At 69.1% G+C, this 16087-nt stretch carries 11 protein-coding genes and 1 tRNA gene; 6 read left to right on the forward strand and 6 right to left on the reverse strand.

Translation table 11 applies throughout. From position 1 onward, the window contains the following. Positions 1–131: 131 nt before the first annotated feature. The 5 genes from ACX938_RS15860 to ACX938_RS15880 form a co-directional block, all read right to left on the reverse strand. On the reverse strand, positions 132–1424 hold the full coding sequence (locus ACX938_RS15860; protein ID WP_459431779.1) for a M10 family metallopeptidase: 1293 nt from the start codon (positions 1422–1424) through the stop codon (positions 132–134). Between the two features lie 127 nt (positions 1425–1551). Beyond that, positions 1552–2271, reverse strand: a complete 720-nt coding sequence (locus ACX938_RS15865; RefSeq protein ID WP_459431780.1) for a peptidase — start codon at positions 2269–2271, stop codon at positions 1552–1554. A gap of 97 nt (positions 2272–2368) precedes the next feature. Beyond that, on the reverse strand, positions 2369–3205 hold the full coding sequence (locus ACX938_RS15870; RefSeq protein ID WP_232755403.1) for a transglutaminase family protein: 837 nt from the start codon (positions 3203–3205) through the stop codon (positions 2369–2371). Next, positions 3202–4155: an alpha-E domain-containing protein gene (locus ACX938_RS15875; RefSeq protein ID WP_232755402.1), complete on the reverse strand. Its 954-nt coding sequence runs from the start codon at positions 4153–4155 to the stop codon at positions 3202–3204. The genes ACX938_RS15870 and ACX938_RS15875 overlap by 4 nt, the downstream gene beginning before the upstream one ends. Positions 4156–4159: 4 nt before the next feature. Beyond that, positions 4160–5572 (reverse strand): circularly permuted type 2 ATP-grasp protein, encoded by a 1413-nt coding sequence (locus tag ACX938_RS15880; RefSeq protein WP_232755401.1) that lies wholly within the window; start codon positions 5570–5572, stop codon positions 4160–4162. Positions 5573–5751: 179 nt separating this feature from the next. Between ACX938_RS15880 and selD the strand changes: the two genes are divergently transcribed. Next, entirely contained in the window at positions 5752–7965 is a 2214-nt protein-coding gene (gene selD / locus ACX938_RS15885) for a selenide, water dikinase SelD (protein WP_459431781.1), read from the forward strand. A gap of 129 nt (positions 7966–8094) precedes the next feature. Here selD and mnmH read toward each other — a convergent pair whose 3' ends face one another. Further along, a complete protein-coding gene (mnmH, locus tag ACX938_RS15890) occupies positions 8095–9162 on the reverse strand; it encodes a tRNA 2-selenouridine(34) synthase MnmH (RefSeq protein WP_459431782.1) in 1068 nt (355 codons plus the stop codon). Between the two features lie 183 nt (positions 9163–9345). Between mnmH and ACX938_RS15895 the strand changes: the two genes are divergently transcribed. The 5 genes from ACX938_RS15895 to dctP all read left to right on the forward strand — a co-directional run bounded on the left by ACX938_RS15895 (position 9346) and on the right by dctP (position 15467). Next, positions 9346–9420 (forward strand) — tRNA-Phe (locus ACX938_RS15895). A gap of 210 nt (positions 9421–9630) precedes the next feature. Continuing rightward, entirely contained in the window at positions 9631–12174 is a 2544-nt protein-coding gene (locus ACX938_RS15900) for an AMP-binding protein (protein WP_459431783.1), read from the forward strand. A 349-nt stretch (positions 12175–12523) separates the two neighbouring features. After that, positions 12524–13027 carry a TRAP transporter small permease subunit gene (locus ACX938_RS15905; protein ID WP_232754633.1) on the forward strand — a complete coding sequence of 168 codons (504 nt, stop codon included), beginning with the start codon at positions 12524–12526 and terminating at the stop codon, positions 13025–13027. Further along, positions 13017–14342, forward strand: a complete 1326-nt coding sequence (locus ACX938_RS15910; protein WP_232754634.1) for a TRAP transporter large permease — start codon at positions 13017–13019, stop codon at positions 14340–14342. The genes ACX938_RS15905 and ACX938_RS15910 overlap by 11 nt, the downstream gene beginning before the upstream one ends. Before the next feature lie 30 nt (positions 14343–14372). After that, positions 14373–15467 carry a TRAP transporter substrate-binding protein DctP gene (gene dctP, locus ACX938_RS15915; RefSeq protein WP_459431784.1) on the forward strand — a complete coding sequence of 365 codons (1095 nt, stop codon included), beginning with the start codon at positions 14373–14375 and terminating at the stop codon, positions 15465–15467. Positions 15468–16087 lie beyond the last annotated feature (620 nt).

The following is a 16087-nucleotide window of genomic DNA, read 5'->3' on the forward strand; positions in this document are numbered from 1 at the left end:
TTTGATCAATACCTTAGAAGGTGCAGTTGAAGTTTCGCGCAACCCTTCGCAGGGCCGCGAAGGCGTGAGCCTAAGCCCGCACCTCAGATCACTCCACCGCCGGACAGGCCGCCACCCCAGCCAGCCCCGCGTCAGACCAGATACTCCGCCTCCGCCGCGGTGGTCGAAGCGCCGATGCCCTCGAAGAGGATCGTCTGGTCGAAGAAGCTCAGCTCGAAGCCTTCCGGCGTGCGGTCGAAGGAGAAGTTGCGCAGCCCTATCCGCCCGTAGTCCGACAGGTCGAGCTGGTCGTCGCCGTTGCCCCAGTCGGTGATCGTGTCGTAGCCACCCTGCCCTTCGACGAAGATGAAGGTGTCGTCACCCGCCCCGCCGGTCAGCACGTTGTCGGCGGCATTGCCCACGAGCGCGTCATCGCCCGAGCCGCCGGTGGCATTCTCGATCACCACGCCGTTGGCGATCGTATAGCCGCCGTAGATGCCCTCGGCGTAGGAAATCCAGCCGCCGCCGCCTTCCTCGACCTCGAGCGTGGCGGGCCGCAGGTCCAGTACCGCGTCGGCGCTGCCGTCGTAGCGCAGCTCGTCGGTGCCGCCGGCGTCCCAGATGCAGCTGTAGAAGGTGCCCGGCGCGTTCACATCGGCCAGCACATAGGTGTCGTCGCCCGTGGCATGGTCCATGTTGGCGCCGTATTTGTCCTGCAGGACCGCGATGTCCAGCGCCATGGGCGTGCCCTGGTAGCCGTAGTCCGGCGTCACCACCGGCGAGAGCGCCCCGTCGGGGTTGGTCGCCCAGCCGTCGATATAGGACATCATCGTGTAGACGCCCTGGTTGAGGTCGAAAAGCCCGGTGTCCGCGCTGGAGGAGACCCCCGGCAGGACCGAGGAGCCGCCGCCGGTGTCATGCGGATGCGCCAGCCCCAGCCCGTGGCCGAATTCGTGGATCAGGATGCCGAAGCTGAAGCCGCCCTGCTCGAGCGCGCCGGGGTCGTTCCAGCCGATGCCGGTGCTGCTGAAGCCCGCGTCGCCTTCGTTGAAAAGGCCGGGCGGGTTCATCACGCCGAGAAAGAGGTCGCGCGCGTCGAACTTGTGCAGTTCGAACTCGGCGTCACCGGGATTGGTGGTTTCCACGAACTCGACGTCGATGAAGACCTCGAAGGTGTCGAAGGCGGCCTCGACCTGGGCCTTCTCGTAGTCGGTCCATTCCTCGCAGGTGAAGAAGCCGAAGCGCTCGCCCTCGGGGGCGAAGTAATAGTCGATGACCATGTCGCCGTCGCCGTTCACCTGCCCCGAGGTCACCTGGGTGCCCCAGTCGATGGCGTCGGTATAGGTCGTGGGCACCGGCGAGACGGCGGCCAGCCCGGCCCAGCCCCCCGTGCCCGTGTTGGTCTCGGCATTGATGGCGGCGGACTTGTCGCAGTAGATACACATGGGAAAAGACGTGCCTCACGCTGGGGCTGCGGCGAACCGACAGGATCGCAAGAATCTTATCCACATGCCCCCGCGTCGGGCAATCACGTTGATGCCCGGCTCCGCAGTTTTTCCGTAATGGAAACGCTCAGGCCGCGTCGATCTCCTGGAAGGCGCGGCGCAGCGCCTCGGACCAGGCCTGGCTCATCTGCTGGAACGAGGGATCCTCGGCCTCGATCCGCCGCGCGCGGGTGATCTCCAGCGCGTCGTTGCCGATCACCACGAGGTCGAGCGGCATGCCGACCGAGAGGTTCGAGCGCAGCGTCGAATCCATCGACAGAAGCACCGCCTTCTCGGCATCGGCCAGCGAGGTCTCGGGCGTGATCACCCGGTCGAGGATCGGCTTGCCGTATTTGTGCTCGCCGATCTGCAGGTACGGCGTCTCGGCGGTGGCCTCGATGAAATTGCCCTGCGAGTAGATCAGGAACAGCCGCATCCCGCCGTCGCGGCGCTGGCCGGCCACCAGCATGGAGGCCGAGACGCTGTCCTGGCGCTGCATCTTGCCGCGCACCTCGTGGGTGACCTCGCCGAGCGTGGTGCCGACGATCTCGGCCACGCCCAGCATCGAGGGCGCATGCATGATCGAGCGGTGTTCGTCCTGGGTCTCGATCGCCTCGGTCAGCCGCGCGATGGTGGTCTGGGTGACCGAGAGGCTGCCCGCGGTCATGATCGCCACGACCCGTTCGCCCGGCGCCTCGAAGGTGAACATCTTGCGGTAGGTCGAGATGTTGTCGAGCCCCGCGTTGGTGCGCGTGTCGGCCAGGAGCACCATGCCTTCGTTCAGCAGGAGACCCACGCAATAGGTCATCGAATCATTCCTATTCCAGCAGCCGTCGAGGGATACTGCCAAGCCGCCCCCGGGCGCAATGCCGCCGCCACGGCAGCCCGCCCCGGGGGCCCCTGTCCTACTGCTGCTGTTGCTCGCTGGCCGCGATGTCGCGCACCTTCACGCTGACGTCGAGGCGCTCGCCCGCCCCGCCCGAGACCACGCCCCGGATCGGCGCCGCGTCCTGGGAATCGTAGCCCGAGCCCAGGCGGATGTAGCGGTCATCCGGGCAGACCCGGTTCGAGGGGTCGAAGCCGACCCAGCCGAGGTCATCCACGTAGAGCTCCGCCCAGGCGTGGCTCGCCTCGGAGATATGGTCGGGCATGGCGCTGAAAAGATAGCCCGTCACGTAGCGCGCCGGCACGCCGGACATCTGCGCCACGGCCATCAGCACATGGGTCTGGTCCTGGCAGACGCCCTTGCCGCCTTCCAGGGCCTCGGCCGCGGTGGTCAGGCTCTCGGTCTCGCCGGGGACGTATTCCACCGCATCGGCGACGGCGTTCGATAGCGCATGCGCGCGTTCGATCGCCGGCCGCCCGTCGAGCGGGGCCAGGGTGTCCTCGGCCAGCTCGCGCAGCGGCTGGCTCGGCCAGGTCCGGGCGGTGGGCGTCAGATAGGCCGAGGGCGGCACCTTCTCGCGGTGGTCGCGCAGGACGCCGGCGAAATCCTCGGTCTCGATCTCGCCGGTGACCTCGATCTCGAAGGCATCGAGCGGGCCGTCGACGCTGACCGTCTCGGTCCAGTCGCCGGCGCCGTCGCGGAAGGCCGCGCCGCGCACCGCCTTCAGCATGTTGACCTCCCAGGAGATCACCCGCTGGTTGGCGCAGCGCGAGGGCGTGAGCCGGTGCGACTGGATCAACCGGGTGACCGGGGTCTCGAAGACGTAGCGGGTGACATGGCTGACGCTGAGTTTCATTCCGGCACCCCCACAAGATAGCTCGATTGCACGGCCTGGGCGATTTCCCCATTGCGGCCCATGAAGCGCAGGAGGAACTGGTGCAGCCCCTCGTCGAAGATGTCCTCGACATGGGCCTCGGCCAGTTCGCCCAGGTGCCCGCGCGCCAGCGAGGTGGCCTTGGGCGTGATCCCGTAGCCGCGCGCCAGCGCGTCGAGGTGGTCCACCGTCGCCTGGGTCGCCGACAGAAGCGAGCGCGGGAACTGCCGGTTCAGGATCAGCAGATGCGCGATCTTGGCGGCGGTGATCTCGCCCTTGTAGGTCCAGACGAAGGCGCGATGCGCATGCATCGAGCGCAGAAGCGTCGCCCATTGCGACTGGTCGAGCGCCGAGCCGACGTAGGAGAGGCTGGGCAGCAGCACGTAATACTTCACGTCGAGCAGCCGCGCGGTGTTGTCGCCGCGCTCGATCGAATGGCCGAGCCCCATGAAGCGGAAGCCGTCGTTGCGCAGTTGCGTGCTTTCGATGGCGCCGCGGATCAGCGCGCCCGAGCGCAGCGTCCAGTCGGCCAGCTCGTTCACGATCAGCTTGGAGCGCTCCATCCGGTGCAGCGCCTGCATCTCCTGGAAGGTGGTGTTGATCGCGTCCCAGACCTGGCTCGTCAGCGCGGTGCGGACCACCCGCCCGTTCTCGCGCGCCGCCGAGAAGCAGGACATGACCGAGGCCGGGTTCGAGGCGTCGAAGAACAGGAAGGTCTCGACGTTGCGCTGCACGGGGTCGCCGTATTTCTCGCGGAAGGCCTCGAGCTGGCCAAGCGCCTGGAGGACGGCCTCCCAGTCGTTGCGGAAGCCCCCGCCGATGTCCGGCAGAAGCGCGTTTCTTGCGCCCATCTGCAACAGCCGCGCCGTGGTCTCGGCGCGTTCGATGTAGCGGGCCATCCAGTAAAGGTGTGATGCGGTGCGGCTCAGCATGATGTCACTCCGCCAGGACCCAGGTGTCCTTGACGCCGCCGCCCTGGCTCGAGTTCACGACAAGCGATCCCTCGTTCAGGGCCACGCGGGTCAGGCCGCCGGGCACGAGTTCGATACGTTCGCCGACCAGGCAATAGGGGCGCAGGTCGACATGGCGCGGCGCCACGCCCTCTTCCACGAAGGTCGGACAGGCCGAGAGCGCCAGCGTCGGCTGGGCGATGTAGTTCCAGGGCTTCTCGGTGATCTTGTGGCGGAAGGCCTCGATCTGGCTCTGGTCGGCCTTGGGCCCGACGAGCATGCCGTAGCCGCCCGAGCCGTGCACCTCCTTGACCACCAGCTCCGAGAGATGTTCGAGCACGTATTTGCACTCGTCGGGCTTGGCGCATTGCCAGGTCGGCACGTTCTCGAGGATCGGCGCCTCGCCCAGGTAGAACCGGATCATGTCGGGCACGAAGGTGTAGATCGCCTTGTCGTCGGCAACGCCCGCGCCCGGGGCCGAGCAGATCGACACCCCGCCCGAGCGGTAGACGTTCATCAACCCCGGCACGCCCAGCATGGAGTCCGGCCGGAAGCACAAGGGATCCAGGAAGGCGTCGTCGATCCGGCGGTAGATCACGTCGACCTTCTTCGGCCCCTCGGTGGTGCGCATCCAGCAGAAGTCGCCCTCGACGAAGAGGTCCTGCCCTTCGACCAGCTCGACGCCCATGAGGTCCGCGAGGAAGGAATGCTCGTAATAGGCCGAGTTGAACTGCCCCGGCGTGAGGATCACCACCGTCGGATCGCCGTCGCATTTCTTCGGCGCGACCGAGGCCAGCGTGTGGCGCAGCGCATCGGCATAGCCGTCGACCGGCGCGATGCGGTTCTCCACGAAGAGATGCGGGAACATCCGCATCATGATCTCGCGGTTCTGCAGCATGTAGGAGACGCCCGAGGGCGTGCGGCAGTTGTCCTCGAGCACGTAGAACTGGTCGGGCCCGGTGCGCACCAGGTCGACGCCGACGATATGGCTCCAGACGTTGCGCGGCGGGCGCATGCCCACCACGGCGCGTTCGAAGGCCTCGTTGTGGGTGACGAGATGTTCGGGGATCTTGCCCGCGCGGATGATCTCGCGCTGGTCGTAGACATCGGCCAGGAAGGCGTTGAGCGCCGCCGCCCGCTGCCGGATCCCGCGTTCCAGCTTGCGCCATTCGCCGGCGGTGAAGACCCGCGGGAACATGTCGAAGGGAATGAGCCGCTCGGGGTCGCCGCCCTCGCCGTAGACCGCGAAGGTGATCCCCACCCGGCGGAACAGCGCCTCGGCCTCGCTTTGTTTCATCTGCCTCAGGTCGGCGGGCATCTCGTTCTGCCACCGCTCCAGGCTTTGGTAGGCCGGGCGCACCTGCCCGCCGTCGATCATCTCGTTGAAGGTCTCTGGCATTCGAACTCCTCACTGCCCCGTCAGGACACACGCTGCGGGCCGGAAAGGCAATGCTTTCGGCGTGGCGCCGGGTCTCGCAGCCGAACATCCGGGTCGCAAGGCCCGAAATTTGCGGTCCAATTGCGCTTGCCGTAAGGCGGCGCAACCCGCAGGCTCCGCCGTCAGGAGGTCGACCCGAGATGCATCAGCCGCCGCTGCCGAAGACCCGTGACCTCGTCCTGGTGGGCGGCGGGCACACCCATGCGCTGGTGCTGCGCAAATGGGCCATGGACCCGCTGCCGGGCGCGCGGCTGACGCTGATCGACCCGGGCCCCGTGACCGCCTATTCGGGCATGCTGCCGGGCCATGTGGCGGGCCATTACACCCGCGAGGCGCTGGACATCGACCTGGTGCGGCTGGCGCGCGCCGCGGGCGCCCGGCTGATCCTGGGCGCCGCCACCGCGGTCTCGCCCGGCGCCCGCGAGGTGACCGTGCCGGGCCGCCCGCCGGTGGGCTACGACGTCTTGTCCCTCGACGTGGGCGTGACCTCGGCCATGCCCGGGCTCAAGGGCTTCGGAGAACACTCGGTGGGCGCCAAGCCGCTCGGCCCCTTCGCCGACCGCTGGCGCCGGTTTTTAGCCGAGACCGAGACCGGCCGCCCGCGCGCCGCCGACCGCGAGAGCTGGCAGCGCTTCCTGGCCGAAAGCGGCCCGGCCCGGGTGGTGGTGATCGGCGGCGGGGTCGCGGGCGTCGAGCTGGCGCTGGCCATGGCCCATGCGCTGCGCCAGAGGCCCGCCGAGGTGGTGCTGCTCGAACGCGAGACGCTGCTCGCGGGGCTCTCGCGCCGGGCCCGCGCACGGCTTCGCGCGGCACTTGAGGACTACCGCATAAGGGTCTCGGAATACGCGGATATTTCCGAGATCACGCCGCAAAGCGTGGTCTTCTCGGACGGCCGCGAACTGCCCGCCGCGCTGGTCGTGGGCGCCGCCGGCGCCCGGCCGCACCCCTGGGTCGCCGAGATGGGCCTGCCGCACGACCAGGGGTTCCTTTCGGTCTCCGAACATCTGCAAAGCGGCGATCCGGCGATCTTCGCGGCGGGCGATTGCGCGCATCTGGCCTTTGCCCCGCGCCCCAAGGCAGGCGTCTACGCGGTGCGCGCCGCGCCGGTCCTCTACGACAACCTGCGCGCCGCGCTCGGCGCCGGAGAGATGCGCCCCTACCGCCCGCAGCGCGACTACCTGAAGCTGGTCTCGCTGGGCCGTCAGGCGGCCATGGGCGAACGCTTCGGGCTGACCTTCTCGGGCGCCTGGGTCTGGCGCTGGAAGACCAACATCGACCTGAAGTTCATGCAGCGCTTCCGCGAGCTGCCCGCCATGCCGCCCGCCGCGCCGCCGAAGATCCGCGCCGCGGGGCTCGAGGAGGCGCTGGGCGACAAGCCGCTCTGCGGCGGCTGCGGCGCCAAGGTCGGGCAGTCGACGCTCTCGCGCGCGCTCTCTGTCCTGGGCCCGCCCCGGCGCGGGGATGTGACCGCCCTGCCCGGCGACGACGCGGCGCTTCTGGAGACCGGCGGCACGCGGCAGGTGCTTTCGACCGACCACCTGCGCGCCTTCGTCGAGGACTCGGTCCTGATGACCCGCATCGCCGCGCATCACGCCCTGGGCGACATCCTCGCCATGGGCGCCGCGCCGCAGGCCGCGACGCTGAACCTCGTCCTGCCCCGCGCCTCGGACGCGCTGACCGGGCGCACGCTCTCCGAGATCGCGGCCGCCGCCGCCGAGGTCATCACCGCCGCCGGGGCCGAGGTCGTGGGTGGCCACTCCTCGCTCGGCGACGAGCTGACGGTGGGCTTCTCGGTCACCGGCCTCCTGGAGCGCGCGCCGATCACGCTGGGCGGGGCCCGGCCCGGCGACCGGCTGGTGCTGACCAAGCCCATCGGCTCTGGCACGATCCTCGCCGCCGAGATGTTGAGCGCCGCGCCGGGCCGCGCCGTGGCGCAGTGCTGGCAGATGATGTGCCGCGAGCAATGGAGCGCCGCCGCCTGCCTCGGCGAGGCCCGCGCGATGACCGATGTGACCGGCTTCGGGCTGATCGGCCACGCGGTGAACATCGCCGCCGCCTCGGGCTGCGGGCTGCGGCTGGAACTGGCCTCGGTGCCGCTCATGCCCGGGGCCGAGGCGCTGGCGCAGGCGGGCCATCATTCCTCGCTCTACCGCGAGAACCGGCGCGCCGCGCCGCATCTGCCCGAGAGCCCGCGCCACGCGCTGCTCTTCGATCCGCAGACCGCCGGAGGGATGCTCGCCGCGCTGCCGCCCGAAGCCACCGGCCCGGCCCTCGCCGCCCTGCGCGAGGCGGGCTATCCGGCGGAAGAGATCGGCACGCTGACCGAGAGCGTCGGACGCGTGGACGTGGTTTGAGGTGGGGGTTGGCGGCCCGGTGGTGGCCGGCCTTGGCTTGGCGCAATGGATGAGAAGCGACGCGCAATCCACTGAATTTAAGAAGCAAATGCGTCCTCTGAAAAAGCTGGCACAACCAGCCCGCCGGCCCTAACCCCAGACCTTCGGCATCCGCTCCAGTGCCGCCGCGATCTCGCCCGCCGCTTGCTCCAGCGCCTCCGGGTCGAGCCGCGCCATCTCGACCCTCGCCGCGATCTCAGGCGCCATGGCCTTCATCGACTTGTCGTAGGCCGGGTCGTAATGCGCGGTCATCAGGCTCTCGACGAGCCCCGGCTGGTCGCCCTCGGCGATGCGTTCGAACCAGGTCTCGATCAGCGCCCGCCCCCGGTGCCGCTGCAGCGGCGCGAGCTTGTCGCGCAGGCGCTCGGGGTCGGCCAGCACGTCCTCGTAGGCCTCGACCAGGTAATGCGTGCGCGCCGCGACCGGGGCCGAGACCTCGATCCAGGGCGCCGCCTTCATCGCGGCCCAGAGCGCCGGCGGCAGGATCACCTGGCCGATCTTGCTCGATTCCGCCTCGACCACCACCGGCCGCGCCGGATCGAGCGCCAGGAGCTCGCGCGCCAGCGCGCTCTCGAAGGCCTTCTGGCTCGGCTGTCCGCCCGGCCGGTCGCCGAGGAGCGAGCCCCGGTGCCGCGCCAGCCCTTCGAGGTCGATGACCTGCACGCCCCGCGCCGCGAGCCGGTGCAGAAGGTCGGTCTTGGCGGTGCCGGTATAGCCGCCGAGCTGCACCAGCCGCAGCCCCAGCGCCTGGTCGTAGAGCCGCGCCGTCACCAGCCGCCGGTAGGTCTTGTAGCCGCCCTGGATCACCTCCGAGCGCCAGCCGATCTCCTTCAGCATCCAGGCCAGCGAGCCCGAGCGCTGCCCGCCGCGCCAGCAATAGACCAGCGGACGCCAGCCACCCTCGTGGCCGGCCAGCGGCCCCTCGATGTGCCGCGCGGCGTTCTTGAAGACCAGCGCCGCGCCGATCTTGCGCGCCTTGAAGGGCGACTCCTGCTTGTAGATCGTGCCCACCCGCGCGCGCTCGGCGTTGTCGAGCACCGGCAGGTTGATCGCGCCCGGCACGTGGTCCTCGGCGAATTCGGCGGGCGAGCGCACGTCGATCACCGTGTCGAAACCATGGTCGAGAAGCGCCGGAAGGCTGTCGGGTGCGATGGGCATGATCCCCGATCTAGCCCCTTGCCCGTTGGAGGGAAAGCCTCTTGCCCGCGGGGCCCGGGCGCCCTGCCCTCGGGTCTTCCGCGGCGGATCCCCCGGCGGCGGAAATTTTTGCCCCGGAGCCTCTGGACACCCGTGCGCCCTTTGGCTAGACCCCGCCTCACCCGAGGGTCAGCCCTCACCCGTGCCCGGGTAGCTCAGGGGTAGAGCAGTGGATTGAAAATCCTCGTGTCGGTGGTTCGATTCCGCCCCCGGGCACCATTTTTCTCCAGAAGAAACACTTGGCGCAGCGCCACCCGACGTGCGTCCTGCGCGGCTCGATCAGCCGTTCGCCGCCCCCAACCGCACAGCATCTCACCACCCAAAGCGCCTGAACTCCACCTATCCCTCCCTCCCCCACCCCAATACTTGACTAAAACACTCTGACGCCGTAGCGGGCGGCGCAACCGATCCTGTTGCGAAGGCCGCCCGATGTTCTACGACCCCGACGCCCTTGCCGCGCATGGCGCGCGGACGGCGCTGATCGCCGGTGACGGCGCCATGAGCTACGCCGAGCTCAATGCCGCCGCGGGGCGCTTTGCGGCGCGGCTGCCGCAGGGGCGCGGGCTGGTGGCTGTCGAGATGACCGCCACGAAGGAGTGCATCGCGGGGTATCTCGGCGCGCTCCAGGCGGGCCATGCGGTGCTGCCGCTGCAGGCGGGGGAGCGCGAACAGGCGACGACGCTCGAGGCGCGCTTCCGGCCGGTCGCCTCCTGGCGGCGAAGCGGTGGGCGAATGCGGCTGCTGACGCATGCCACCCCCGTCGAGCCGCACGAGGACTTGGCGCTGGTGCTGATGACCTCGGGCTCGACCGGCCAGGGGCGCGGGGTGCGGCTTTCGCGCGGGGCGCTCGCGGCCAATGCGGAGGCCATCGCCCAATACCTGCAGATCACGCCCGAGGACCGCGCCGCGCTGGTCCTGCCCTTGCATTATTCCTACGGGCTCTCGGTCCTGCAGTCGCACCTGGCCCGCGGCGCGAGCCTCTGGCTCTCCGAGACGCCGATGCTGGACCCGGGCTTCCTGCCGGCCCTCGAGGCGGCGGAGGCCACGAGCCTTGCCGGCGTGCCGCACAGCTTCCGGCTGCTCGAGGCGGCGCTCGACGGCGGCGCCCTGCCGGGCACGCTCTCCTGCCTGACCGTCGCGGGCGGGGCCATGCCGCCGGGCGAGGTCCGCCGCTGGCAGGCCCGCATGGCGGCGCGCGGCGGGCGCTTCGTGGTCATGTATGGCCAGACCGAGGCCACCGCGCGCATCGCCTATCTGCCGCATGAGGCCGCGGCCGAGGCGCCCGAGGCCATCGGCCAGGCGATCCCCGGCGGCGCGCTGTCGCTCCGCGACGAGACCGGACAGGAGACCGAGGCGCCCGGTGCCGAGGGCGAACTGATCTACCGCGGGCCCAACGTGATGATGGGCTATGCCGAACGCGCCGAGGACCTGGCGCGCGGGGCCGAGATCGAAGCACTTGCGACCGGCGACATGGCCCGGCGCGGAACGGATGGCCTCTACCGGATCACCGGGCGGCGCAGCCGGATGTCGAAGATCGCGGGGCTGCGCATCGGCCATGACGCGCTGGAACAGGCGCTGGTCGCGCGCGGGCGCGAGGCCGCGGTCTGGGGCGACGACGCCCAGATCTGGGTCGCGGCCCCTGCCCCGGACGAGGCGCTGCGCGCCGAGGTGGCGGCGCTGGCGGGCATCGGCGCGCAGCATGTGGCGCTTCTGGACTGTCCCGAGCTGCCCCGCCGCGCCAACGGCAAGATCGACTATCCCGCGCTCAAGGCAGAGGCCCGCCCCGCGCCCCGGGGCAGCGACCTGCTGGCGCTTTTCGAGCGCAGCTTCCCGAACCGCAACATCCGGCGCAGCGACAGCTTCCACAGCCTCGGCGGCGACTCGCTGCGCCACGTCGAGCTGTCCCTCGCGCTCGACACGCACTTCGGCGGGCTGCCCGAGAACTGGGAGCGCCGGCCCATCGCCGAGCTCGAGGGCGCGCGCTCGGCCAAGGGCAGCTCGGTGCCCATGCCGCTTCTGGCGCGGGCGCTGGCGATCCTCGCGGTGGTCGTGGCGCATCAGACCTTCTGGCCGGTCTACGGCGGGGCGGCTGCGATGATCGTGCTTCTGGGCATGTCGGTGGCCGAGCACCGCGCGGGCGCGCTGGCGCGGCGCGACGTGACGGGCTTTCTCGCGCCGCTCTCGCGCGTGCTGATCCCCTATTTCCTGGTGCTCGCGGGGTTTGCGCTGGCCTGGCAGCAGGTGCCCTGGGCCTCGGTGGCGCTGATCGGCAATTTTGCCGTCACGGTGCCCGAGACCGGGTTGATGCTGCCCTATCTCTACTGGTTCGTCGAAGCCTATGTGCAGATGTGCCTGCTGCTGGTGCTACTCTTCTGGCCCGCGCCGATGCGGCGCTGGCTGTCGCGCTCGTTGTTCGGCACGGGGCTGGCGCTTCTGGCGCTGGGGGTGGCGCTGCGCATCACCCTGCCCGAGGTCTGGCCGCTGCCCGCCGGGCGGTCGCAGTTCTCGGTGCCTTGGGTCTTCTACCTCTTCGCGCTTGGCTGGTGCATCGCGGCGGCGCAGAGCCTGCCCCGGCGTCTCCTGGTCCTGGGCGCGGCGGCGGTGATCCTGCCCATGGCGGCCTGGCTCGGGGGGAACTGGTATGGCTCCTGGTCGAAATACCTCGGCCTCCTCGGGCTGACGGGGCTGCTGCTTTTCGTGACCAGCGTGCCACTGCCCCGGCTGGGCGTGCGCGGGGTGATGCTGCTCGCGCAGGGGGCCTTCCCGATCTACCTCCTGCACCGGCTGGTGCCCGAGGTGCTGATGCCGCCCCTGGCGCCCTACCTGCCGAAGGAGGTCTTCGACCTTCTGGCGGTCCTCGGCGGGGTCGCGCTGGGGCTTGTCGCGGCGCAGGCCCTGAGCTGGGCCACGCGCCGGGTGACGGGCTGGTCGCTCTACCGGAGGGAGAGCGGACCCGCGACGCAGGGCGGCTGATCGTCCGCACTTGAGGTTGGGCGACGGGGACCGATCGGGAGCCCCGCGCCCGGCTGGTTCGGCACCTCGCGCAGCCCTGCCATGCGCCGCTATAGGCGCGTCTGTCGCTGCTCAAAGCGGATCGCGCAGGCGTCTAATGTCCGGCTAAACCGCCCCCAAACCAAGCCCCGCACCCCCGCGCCAACCTTCCCTCACCGGAAGCTCCAGAGCGCCTCACGCAAAGCGCGAGCACCGGGAAATCAACCCCGGAAATTCGCAAACCTGACCTCGCGTAATCCTTTAGACACATCGAGTTGCACGCCGTTCTTATTGCTGACAGCTTGCGCGCAATTTCAAGGAGGAGACCCCAGTGCGACGGGCCATCGACGCGCTCAACGAAGCCGTGGGCCGGGTCATCGCGACCCTGGCCATCGTCTTTGCCGGCATCATCATCTTCGACGTGGTGATGCGCTACGCCTTCAACGACCCGACCCGCTGGGCCTTCGACGTCTCGAAGCAGGTCTACGGGTTCTATTTCATCCTGCTGGGCGGCTATGCGCTGCGCCACCAGGCGCATGTGCGGGTCGACCTTCTGACCGAGCGCTTCGGGCCGCGGCTCGCCAAGGTTGTGGACCTGGCGGGCTATGCGATCTTCTTCTTCCCCTTCACCTGGGTCTTCACCACCCGCGCCTATGACTTCGCCATGACCTCCTGGGCGCAGCGCGAGGTGACCTATGGCGCCGTGGCGGTGCCGGTCTACCCGCTGAAGGCGGCGCTGTGCCTCGGGGCGGCGCTCCTGATGATCCAAGGGGTGAGCGAGGTGCTGAAAATCGTGCTCGGAGACCGCAAGGAGGAGCTGACCGATGGGCGGTGAGACGATTGCAGTGGTGATGTTCGGGCTCCTGGTGCTGGGCCTGATGATGGGCCACCCGCTGGCCTTCGTCCTGGGCGGCACCGCGGTCCTGGGCGCGGTGATCGCCGGCAAGACCATGGTGCTGGGCATCGTGATCAACCGGATCTTCGGCGATGTGCTCGACAATTACACCCTGATCGCCATTCCGCTTTTCGTGTTGATGGCGCAGTTCCTGTCCAACTCGGGCGTGACCGACAAGATGTTCGAGAGCCTGCGGCTCCTGATGTCGAACGTGCGCGGGGGGCTGGCGCTGGCGGTGGTCTTCATCTCGATCCTGCTGGCCGCGACCACCGGGATCATCGGCGCCTCGATCACCGTCATGGGGGTCATGGCGCTGCGCCCGATGCTGTCGAACGGCTATTCGCCGACGCTGACGACCGGCGTGATCGCCGCCTCGGGCTGCCTCGGCATCCTCATTCCGCCGTCGATCATGCTGATCCTCATGGCCAGCTATTCGCCGCTTTCGGTGGGCGAGCTGTTCGCCGGCGCGATGATCCCGGGCGTGGCGCTCGGCATCCTTTACGCCGCCTGGGTGGCGATCCTGGCGATCATGCGCCCGGACATGGCGCCCTCGGTGCATCCCGACGACATGCCGCCGCGCCGCGACCTCTACCTGATGCTCGCCAAGGAGGCGCTGCCGCCGCTCCTCTTGATCTTCGGCATCCTGGGCTCGCTCCTGGCCGGGATCGCCACGGCGACCGAGGCCTCGGCCATCGGCGCGGCGCTGGCGCTCTGCATCGTGATCGCGCGCGGCCGCTTCAGCCTGCCCTCCTTCTACGAGGCGCTGCGCGAAACCGGCAAGACCAGCGCGATGATCCTCTTCATCGTGGTCGGCGCCACGGCCTTTACCGGGGTCTTCAACATCACCGGCGGGCTGCGCGCCACGCAGGAGCTGATCCGCAACCTCGACATGGCGCCCTGGATGCTGCTCACGGTGATGATGCTGATCGTCTTCGTGCTGGGCGCCTTCCTCGACTGGACCGGCATCGTGCTTCTGAGCTTCCCAATCTTCCTGCCCATCGTGCAGGAGATGGAGGGCGTGAACCTGTTGTGGTTCGTGGTGCTCATGGCGGTGGTGCTGCAGACGAGCTTTCTCACCCCACCCTTCGGCTATGCGCTCTTCTACCTGCGCGCCATCGCCCCGAAGGAGGTCCGCACCTCGCATATCATCAAGGGCGTGCTGCCGTTCATCGGCCTGATCGTCCTGATGTGCCTGGTGGTCGCCCTGGTCCCCGAGACGGTGACCTGGCTGCCCCAGGTCCTCTACGGCCAATAGCCGCCAAGTCATTCACCAAGGGAGATAGAGATGACCGCCACCTTCAAGCCGCTTGCCGCCGCCACGGCGCTGGCCACCTGCTTCGGCGCCGCCGCCGAGGCCCAGGAAAGCTGGACCATGACCACCACCTGGCCCTCCTCGCTGGAGCTGATCGAGTTCGACCGGCATTTCGTCGATCTCGCCAACAAGCTGGTGGGCGACGAGCTGACCATCGAGTTCTTCGAGGGCGGCAGCCTGGTGCCCTCGGGCGAGGTCTTCAGCGCCGTGCAATCGGGCACCGTGCAGGCCGGCGCCGACTGGCCGGGCTACTGGGCCGGCCGCGACGCCGCCTTCACGCCGCTGGCGACCACGCCGTCGCTCTTCAACGCCGTCGACTACGTGAACTGGATCAACGAATGGGGCGGCGACGCGCTTTATGACGAGGTCTACGGCCAGTTCGACATGGTCTACCTGCCCTATGGCGTGACCAACAACGAAAGCGGCTTCCACACCAACAAGGAGCTGGTCACCCTCGAGGACCTGCAGGGCATGCGCCTGCGCGTCTCGGGCAACGAGCAGGGCCGCATCCTCGAGCGTCTCGGCGGCAGCCAGGTCTCCATGGCCGGCGGCGAGGTCTACCAGGCGCTGGAGCGCGGCGTGATCGACGGCGGCGAGTTCTCCACGCCCAACGTCGACTGGTCGGCGGGCTTCCAGCAGGTCACCTCGAACTGGTCGACCCCGGGCTGGCACCAGTCGGCCTCGGTCTTCGGCGTGATGATCAACAAGAACGCCTGGGACGCGCTGAGCCCCGAGACCCAGGAGAAGCTCGAGATCGCCGCGGATGCCACGATGATGTGGTCGCTGGCCTTCACCGAGAAGCGCGCCACCGAGGCCTACGCCAAGTGGGACGAGGCGGTGCAGATCGACCGCTATTCCGACGAGGCGCTGGAAGAGGTGCAGACCGTCGCCAACGAGGTGATCGTCGAGGTCTCCTGCGAGAACCCCTCGGCCGCCAAGGTCTACCTGTCGATGGTAGAATACCTCGACAACTATAAGCAGTGGCGCGAGGCCTCGGCCCCGTTCAACCTCGGCCGGACGCCCAACGGCCCGGCGATCGAGGACCTGCAGAACTGCGCCAACGGCTGAGGCCGGTTGGCGTTGAGAGTGAGGCAGGGGCCGCCTTCGGGCGGCCCTTTGTCGTTTGGGGGGGTGAGATGCTCCAGAGGTAGTCGCACTCCGGTCGAGACCTTTCGCAACAGCGGGCGCGCGCAGCTACTGCGCAGAAAACATCACCGCCTCTGGATCTCTTGCTAGCTGTACTAGCCGCCCCTTCACCGCTCCACGCTCTCGCAACAGCGGGCACGCCACGCGACAGCGCGGAAAGCGCCACCGGCTCCGGGTCTCTTGCCAGCCTTCCAACCCGCCCCCCTCCCCGCTCAACGCTCTCGCAACAGAGGGCGCGCGCCGGACCGGGGGCCGGCGCTGCTGACCTCTGAGCGAGGCGCTTTATCCTGGCAAGGTCAGGGCTAAAGTCGAACTAAGCGCGCCATTCCAAGGAGCGTCGGCCCATCGGGCCGGTCCTGCTCGCGCCCGGCATCTTCGATGCTATTCGGGCGCAAGCGGTGCGCAGTTACCTAAGGATGGTCCAAGTTCTGCGTTGGGGTTGTGAGTCCCCATCCGCGCGCACGGCGACAGCGCAGAAAGCGTCACCGCCTCCGGGTCACTTGCCAGCCTATCAACCCGCCCCCTCCCCGTTCAAAACTCTC

This window comes from Roseivivax sp. (genome assembly GCF_054552075.1).